Raw genomic sequence first — 6,691 nt, 5'->3', positions numbered from 1 at the left:
GCTGGTCAACCCTTCGCACGATGCTGGAATATAAAGCAACGTGGTATGGTCGCACGATCAGCATGGTCGCCAAAAACTATCCAAGCAGTCAACTTTGTCATGTATGCCAATCGCGTAACCCCGAAGTGAAAAATCTAAACTTGCGAGCGTGGACCTGTTCAGGATGCGGGACGCACCGTGACCGTGACCACAATGCCAGCATGAACATCTTGCAAGAAGGACTGCGTTTGTTGGCGAAGACCAACTGAACTGCGGGAACCGCAGGGATCGCTTGCTCAAGAAGAGAAGGATGCTTCTCTGTTCGCAAGAATCCCCCACCTCAACGCCATTAGCGCAGGTGGTGGGAGTGTTCAAGCTATATTGTTGTCATTGATATAAGAAACTTTCTTTAAATCTTAAAAAAAGGAGTCTTCAATCATGCAGTTTACCGGCTTTACCGAAACGGATTTCGAAACCTTTACGATAGAAGGTCTGGAGGGACGGATGGAAGCGATCCGCTCGCGCATTCAGCCCAAGTTCGGGGCCATCAGCGGCGAGCTGCTGGATGAGATTGCCGTGCAGGCGGGAGAAGAGCTGTTTTTACACATCGCCAAACATGCGCGCCGCAAGGTGAACCCGCCCGTCGACACGTGGATGTCGTTCTCAAGCAGCAAGCGCGGCTACAAGCAGCTCCCCCATTTTCAGATCGGCTTGTTCGACGACCGGGTGTTCATTTGGCTCGCCCTGATCTACGAGCTGCCGAATAAGCAGGCGATTGCCCAAACGTATTTGGACCGCCTGCCGGAGGTCCGCTCCGTTCTGCCTGAAGATTTCGTGCTTTCGTTCGATCATATGCAAAAAGACGCACTACCGGTGCGGGACTTGGATGACAGCCAGTTCGAGCAAGCGCTCCGTCGTTTTCGCGACGTGAAGAAGGCCGAGCTGCTTGTCGGCCGCAACATTCCTGCCGGCGACCCGGTGCTGGCGGACGGACAAGCCTTCCTCCGACTAGCGAAAGAAACAATGATCTCCTCCCTGCCTTTATACAAGATGGCCAAGCTGTAAGCATAGACAAGGCCTCCCTCCGGCTCTAGCCGATGACGGGGGGCCTTTTTCTATGTTTCACGTTGCCGAATGTTTCACTACGATACCCCGTCTCCCCCTCCACACTCCTCACATTTTTTACAATAAATAGCGAAATTCCAACACCTTTTGAAATCGGTTGCATATAGTTAACAAAGAACGGCCATTCATTTCAGGGAGGGGTAGGCATGACGAAAAATGCGATTCGCAACCTGCTGGCTGCGCTAATTGGTCTTTGGTTCGTAGGCGCTCCGTGGATTTTCGGTTTTTCCGGCCATTCCGGAGCTCAGTGGAGCATGATGGCCGCTGGCTTCATTGAATTCGCCTTTTCGCTGCTGGCATTGGACAAAACGGGCTGGGATTCGTGGCAGCATTGGATAGCGTTTTTAGCGGGCGTTTGGTTTATGATGTTGCCCTTCATATTCTCATTCGGCCTGGGGATGACCCTTTTCATTCTGGCGCTCGGTATAGTAACAGTCCTCTTGAACTTTTATAATATGAATGCGGAGTCTTAAACACTGTTGAAAATTTTCTGAATTTTCCGTCATGTAAGCGGTCGTTTGTGGTATAATGAAAGCGTAACCCACTACACCGCAAATGAGGTGAGGATGATGTTATTTTCTAAAATCCTTGTTGCCTATGACGGTTCGGATTTATCGAAGAAAGCCTTGAAACGTGCGGTCGAATTGGTCCAGGAACAATCTCACAGCCTACATCCTCCGCGGCTCGAAATTATTCATGTGTACGCCGTTCCTACTTTCGTCGGAAGCGAGTATGCGGTTAACATCAATTACATCGAAGCTGCCGAAGCGACGATCCAAGAAGCCAAGTCGCTGATCCCGTCGACACTAAACGTGAAATTTACGCTGACCCGGGGGCAGCCGGCTTATACCATCCTCGCGCATGCGGAAGAAATCGGGTGCGACCTGATTGTCATGGGAAGCCGGGGACTTGGGAAAATCCGCGAGTTCTTTCTCGGAAGCGTCAGCCATAACGTCGTGCAGCAGGCTAAGGTTCCCGTACTGATTGTGAAATAAACCATAGTGCTTATGTACCATACCGTCCCGACAGGGGCGGTTTTTTGCTTTTCCAAATATGGCATCTTGACGGAAGCGGAGTAGGGAAATCGCTGTCGAACACTCGTTCACACTATTGGACAATTTTGGTGTATAATATATGAGGCTCCCGAACTATGCATCAAAGAGGTGTGAGTCATGTTACCCGAATCGAACGAAGATTGGATCGAACAGCTGCTTAAGCTAAGCGACGAAGAACCGAAAATGACGGAAAAACAAACGAGAATCCTGCATGCGGCCATCGAGATTTTTGCCGAGAAAGGCTACGCCGCAGCTTCCACCAGTGAAATCGCGCAAAAAGCAGGCGTTGCGGAAGGCACAATCTTCCGTCATTACAAAACCAAAAAAGACTTGCTGCTGTCCATCGTCCGTCCGATCATGGCTAAGCTCGTCGCCCCGTTCGTCCTCCGTAATTTCACGCCGGTGCTGGAGGCGAAGTATACCCGGTATGAGGACTTTCTGCGGTCGCTGATCCGCAACCGGCTGGAGTTCGCCCGCCAGCATTTGCCCATGATCAAAATTTTGATGCAGGAAATCCCGTTTCACCCCGACCTCCAGGAGCAATTCAAGACGGACATCATGAACGAAGTATTAACGCGCATCAAGAAAGTGATTGTTTTTTTTCAACAAGAAGGGCAGATCATCCCCCTTCCTGCCGCCACCGTGGTCCGGCTGACCGCCTCGGTCATTCTCGGCTTCCTAATGACCCGTTTCCTGCTCGTACCGGAACAAGAATGGGACGAGGAAGAAGAAGCGGAGACGTGCATCCGCTTTATTATGCACGGACTCGCCACTCGGTAAGCTGTGGAGACATACGCTTCATACTCGGGTTCCAAAGGAGACAGCTTCATGATTGTACGTGGAGACCGGAACTATATCCGACCTCTTGATTTACCTGATGTCCCAGCGCTTCATCTGCTGCGGGCGGAAAACGAAACGTTCTTCCGTCCTTTCGAGCCTCTGCAGGACAGCAACGCTTTTACCCTCGATGCCGTACGAGAATCCCTGGTGAAGACGATCGCCGAACGGGAGAAGGACAGCGCCTACGCCTTCGGTATTTTCTTGAACGGCACGGATGAGCTTATCGGCCGGGTCACGCTATCATCCGTCGTTCGAGGGCCATGGCAGAACGCCAATCTCGGGTATTACATTTCCGAACGCTTCAACGGGCAAGGCTACATGTCCGAGGCGGTCGGACTTGTGCTTCAGTTCGCTTTCGAGAACTGCGGACTTCACCGGGTTCAAGCCGCCATCATGCCTCGCAATAGAGGATCGATTCGGGTCGTCGAAAAAAACGCCATGCGGCTGGAAGGCCTGGCCCGCAACTATTTGCAGATCTACGGTGTATGGGAAGATCATGCCATCTATGCCATGACGAGGGAGGAATGGCCCCCGGCCCCCGGCGATCGGACAGATTCGGTACTGCGCCATCCGGAGTGAATAAGAAATGCCGCCGCAGCGAACAATCGCATGCGGCGGCTTCTTTGCGTTCCTCATTCATTTCGTTACACGGCCTGTCCCGCTGCTCCGGTATCTGCGCGATCCGCGACGATAAAACGGTACAGCACGTATAAGGCGGCGATTGAAAGGACCGCTCCGGTCACGAACGGCACGCTGTGGTTGTAATCGTAAATGCCGGCCCCAAGCAGTGGCCCGGTAATACGGCCCATGCTGTCCATCGAGGAGCTTAAACCGGAAGCTACCCCTTGTCCGACCTTGGTCTTCTGTGTGATCAGCGAGGTGACGCAAGGACGAATAAGCGCGTTCCCTGCAGCGAAGACGCTCAAGTAGATCGAAGCGGTAAGCAGGCTGCTGGAGAACAGGATCAGCACGAAGCCGAGCGCCGACAGCAGCAGGCCGATGCCGATCACGCGGGCTTCCTGCCCTTTTTTGATCAGTCGCCGGACCACGCCGCCTTGAATCAAGGCGCCGACTACGCCGCTTACCGCGAACATGATGCCGAGCTGCGTCGGCGTTGCGCCAATCTGATCCCGTTCGAACAGCAGCAGCGTCGCCTCCAGCCCCGCCAGCGTGAACGAGACGAAGAACGAAAGCACATACAAATATTTGAGCGAACCGACGAATGCGCTCCAACGGGAAGCTTTCGCTTCCTTCGGCTTGCTTCGCATCTCCACCGTCAGCGACTCCGGCAGCATGAAGAAGGCGAATGCGAAGGTGGCCAGCGCCAGCACGGAAGACGCGAAGAATGGCACCTGCAGCCCGAAATGGCTCAGCAAGCCTCCGAACGCCGGGCCGAAGATGAAGCCCATGCCAATCGACATGCCGACAAGCCCCATGCCCTTGGTACGGTTCTCCTCCGTCGTAATGTCGGCGACATAAGCGACGGCGCACGCGGTAGCGGCCCCCGAGAACAAACCTCCCAAGATCCGCGACACGTACATCAGCACGAGGTTGTCCCCCGCCATGCCGAACAAGAAGAAGCTGACGCTGAAGCCGAGCGTCCCGATCATGATGATCGGGCGGCGCCCGATCCGGTCCGATAATCCGCCCCATAAAGGAGACATCAGAAACGACGCCAAAGAATAGACCGACAGCAGCATGCCTAGATGGTAGCTGTCGGCCCCCGATCCGGTGACGGCGTCGGGAAGCACCGGGATGATAATGCCGAAGCCGATAAATATCGTCATCAGCAGTACCATAATAATAGCTAGCTGTTTTTTCATATGCGTAACTTTTCCTCCCGATTTGTTGGTTGATCCTAAGACGGCCTGAGCCGCGGGTTCGGCCGAAGCCATTGGTAGAAATTATTCTTATCGTACCATAACTTTTTCAACGATGGAAACGAAAGCTTTTTAAGATTAACAAAATCAACAAACCTTCGCGCGGGAGCCTTGGAACAGCGCGGCTGGCAAGGCTTTTTCCGCCTCCGTTCGCCTACGCGGTTAATTATTTGGCCAAGCTAACAAACTATTTACCAAAAACCGCTTGCATCCGTGTCGCATTTTGCTATACTCATTTTGTTTGCTTTTTTCCCGGCTGACGCTGGCATAGCCAACTAAACTTGTACACACGAAGGGTAGGGATGACCGTGGATCAAACGAAAACTCCTCTGTTTACCGCACTTAAGGAGCATGCCGGACGCAATCCGGTGCAGTTTCACATTCCAGGACATAAGAAAGGTGTCGGTATGGACCCCGAGTTCCGGGAGTTTATCGGCGATAACGCGCTGTCCATCGACCTGATTAATATAGCTCCGCTCGATGACCTGCATCAGCCGACAGGCGTCATCGAAGAGTCCCAGAAGCTGGCCGCAGCCGCGTTCGGGGCCGATCATACGTTTTTTTCCGTGCAGGGCACAAGCGGCGCTATCATGACGATGATCCTCACCGTCTGCTCCCAAGGCGACAAAATCATCGTTCCGCGCAACATTCACAAATCGATTATGGCCGCGATCATTTTCGCCGGCGCGAAGCCGATCTTCCTGAAGCCGGTTCGCGACGAAAATCTCGGGATCGATCATGGAGTGACGACCACCTCCGTCAAACGCGCGTTGGATCGCCATCCGGATGCCAAAGCGCTGCTGGTCATCAACCCGACGTATTACGGCGTGTGCGCGAACCTGAAGGAAATCGTAGAAATCGTGCACAGCTACAATATTCCGGTACTGGTGGACGAAGCTCATGGCGTGCTGATTCATTTCCACGACAAGCTGCCGATATCCGCTATGGAGGCCGGCGCCGACATGGCCGCTACGAGCGTACACAAGCTGGGCGGCTCGATGACGCAAAGCTCCGTGCTGAACATTCGCGAAGGACGCGTGAACGTGCGCCGCGCGAAGACGATCATCAGTATGCTGACCACGACTTCGACGTCCTATATTTTGCTCGGGTCGCTCGACTGCGCGCGGCGGAACCTGGCGCTGAATGGCCACATGATGGCGGAGCGGGCGCTGGAGCTGGCAAACTACGCCCGCGAGGAAATCAACCGATTCCCGGGACTGGAATGCTTCGGAGAAGAAATTCTGGGTACGGAAGCGACCTACGACTATGACCCGACAAAGATCAATATCCACGTACGCCATCTCGGCCTTACAGGCTACGATGCGGAAAATTGGCTGCGCGAGCATTATAATATCGAAGTCGAGCTCAGCGATATGTACAACGTGCTGTGCCTCGTTACGCCGGGTGATACGCGCGAAAACATCGACATCCTGCTTGACGCGCTGCGCCAGCTGTCCGAGGAGAATTACAACATTCGCCAGGCGAACGAACTGGTCATCAAAATCCCGAAAATTCCGCAGCTCGCCTTGGCTCCGCGCGACGCGTTCTACGGAGACACGGAGCTGATCCCGTTCAAGGAATCGGCTGACCGCATTATCGCCGAATTTATCTACGTCTACCCGCCGGGCATTCCGATTCTGCTCCCGGGCGAAGTCATCTCGCAGGATCTCGTCGACTACATTACCGAGCATATCGACGTCGGGCTGCCGGTCAAGGGACCGGAAGATCGCAGCATCGAATACGTCAAGGTCATCGTCGAAGCTCCTGCGATTTTCTAGAAAGCCAATTCAAGCTTCTCCCCTGGAGAAGCTT

At 53.8% G+C, this 6,691-nt stretch carries 8 protein-coding genes; 7 read left to right on the top strand and 1 reads right to left on the bottom strand.

Annotated elements, in window-relative coordinates:
• The 6 genes from BLO51_RS05065 to BLO51_RS05040 all read left to right on the top strand — a co-directional run.
• A partial coding sequence (locus BLO51_RS05065) for a zinc ribbon domain-containing protein (protein WP_143006823.1) occupies positions 1-248 on the top strand: 248 nt, incomplete at its 5' end.
• Between the two features lie 169 nt (positions 249-417).
• Positions 418-1,044 (top strand): DUF1054 domain-containing protein, encoded by a 627-nt coding sequence (locus tag BLO51_RS05060; protein ID WP_090667753.1) that lies wholly within the window; start codon positions 418-420, stop codon positions 1,042-1,044.
• A gap of 206 nt (positions 1,045-1,250) precedes the next feature.
• Entirely contained in the window at positions 1,251-1,577 is a 327-nt protein-coding gene (locus tag BLO51_RS05055) for an SPW repeat domain-containing protein (RefSeq protein ID WP_090667750.1), read from the top strand.
• Between the two features lie 96 nt (positions 1,578-1,673).
• A complete protein-coding gene (locus BLO51_RS05050; RefSeq protein ID WP_090667747.1) occupies positions 1,674-2,099 on the top strand; it encodes a universal stress protein in 426 nt (141 codons plus the stop codon).
• A 177-nt stretch (positions 2,100-2,276) separates the two neighbouring features.
• Positions 2,277-2,939 (top strand): TetR/AcrR family transcriptional regulator, encoded by a 663-nt coding sequence (locus BLO51_RS05045; protein WP_090667744.1) that lies wholly within the window; start codon positions 2,277-2,279, stop codon positions 2,937-2,939.
• A gap of 48 nt (positions 2,940-2,987) precedes the next feature.
• Positions 2,988-3,578, top strand: a complete 591-nt coding sequence (locus BLO51_RS05040) for a GNAT family N-acetyltransferase (protein ID WP_090667741.1) — start codon at positions 2,988-2,990, stop codon at positions 3,576-3,578.
• A 65-nt stretch (positions 3,579-3,643) separates the two neighbouring features.
• On the opposite strand, the gene BLO51_RS05035 is transcribed toward BLO51_RS05040, so the two are convergent.
• Positions 3,644-4,822 (bottom strand): MFS transporter, encoded by a 1,179-nt coding sequence (locus BLO51_RS05035; protein ID WP_090667738.1) that lies wholly within the window; start codon positions 4,820-4,822, stop codon positions 3,644-3,646.
• A gap of 365 nt (positions 4,823-5,187) precedes the next feature.
• On the opposite strand from BLO51_RS05035, the gene BLO51_RS05030 reads away from it, so the two are divergent.
• Positions 5,188-6,657 (top strand): aminotransferase class I/II-fold pyridoxal phosphate-dependent enzyme, encoded by a 1,470-nt coding sequence (locus BLO51_RS05030; protein ID WP_174551196.1) that lies wholly within the window; start codon positions 5,188-5,190, stop codon positions 6,655-6,657.
• Positions 6,658-6,691: the final 34 nt, after the last annotated feature.

Source organism: Paenibacillus tianmuensis (assembly GCF_900100345.1).
Classification (GTDB): Bacteria; Bacillota; Bacilli; order Paenibacillales; family NBRC-103111; genus Paenibacillus_G; species Paenibacillus_G tianmuensis.
The sequence above is the reverse complement of the archived record's forward strand: the minus strand, read 5'-3'. Positions and strand labels throughout refer to the sequence as shown.

Excerpts from the sequence above, each read along its gene's own strand:
- BLO51_RS05040 (WP_090667741.1), top strand. The coding sequence starts at position 2,988 with ATGATTGTACGTGGAGACCGGAACTATATCCGACCTCTTGATTTACCT.
- BLO51_RS05035 (WP_090667738.1), bottom strand. The coding sequence starts at position 4,822 with ATGAAAAAACAGCTAGCTATTATTATGGTACTGCTGATGACGATATTT.
- BLO51_RS05045 (WP_090667744.1), top strand. The coding sequence starts at position 2,277 with ATGTTACCCGAATCGAACGAAGATTGGATCGAACAGCTGCTTAAGCTA.
- BLO51_RS05060 (WP_090667753.1), top strand. The coding sequence starts at position 418 with ATGCAGTTTACCGGCTTTACCGAAACGGATTTCGAAACCTTTACGATA.
- BLO51_RS05050 (WP_090667747.1), top strand. The coding sequence starts at position 1,674 with ATGTTATTTTCTAAAATCCTTGTTGCCTATGACGGTTCGGATTTATCG.
- BLO51_RS05055 (WP_090667750.1), top strand. The coding sequence starts at position 1,251 with ATGACGAAAAATGCGATTCGCAACCTGCTGGCTGCGCTAATTGGTCTT.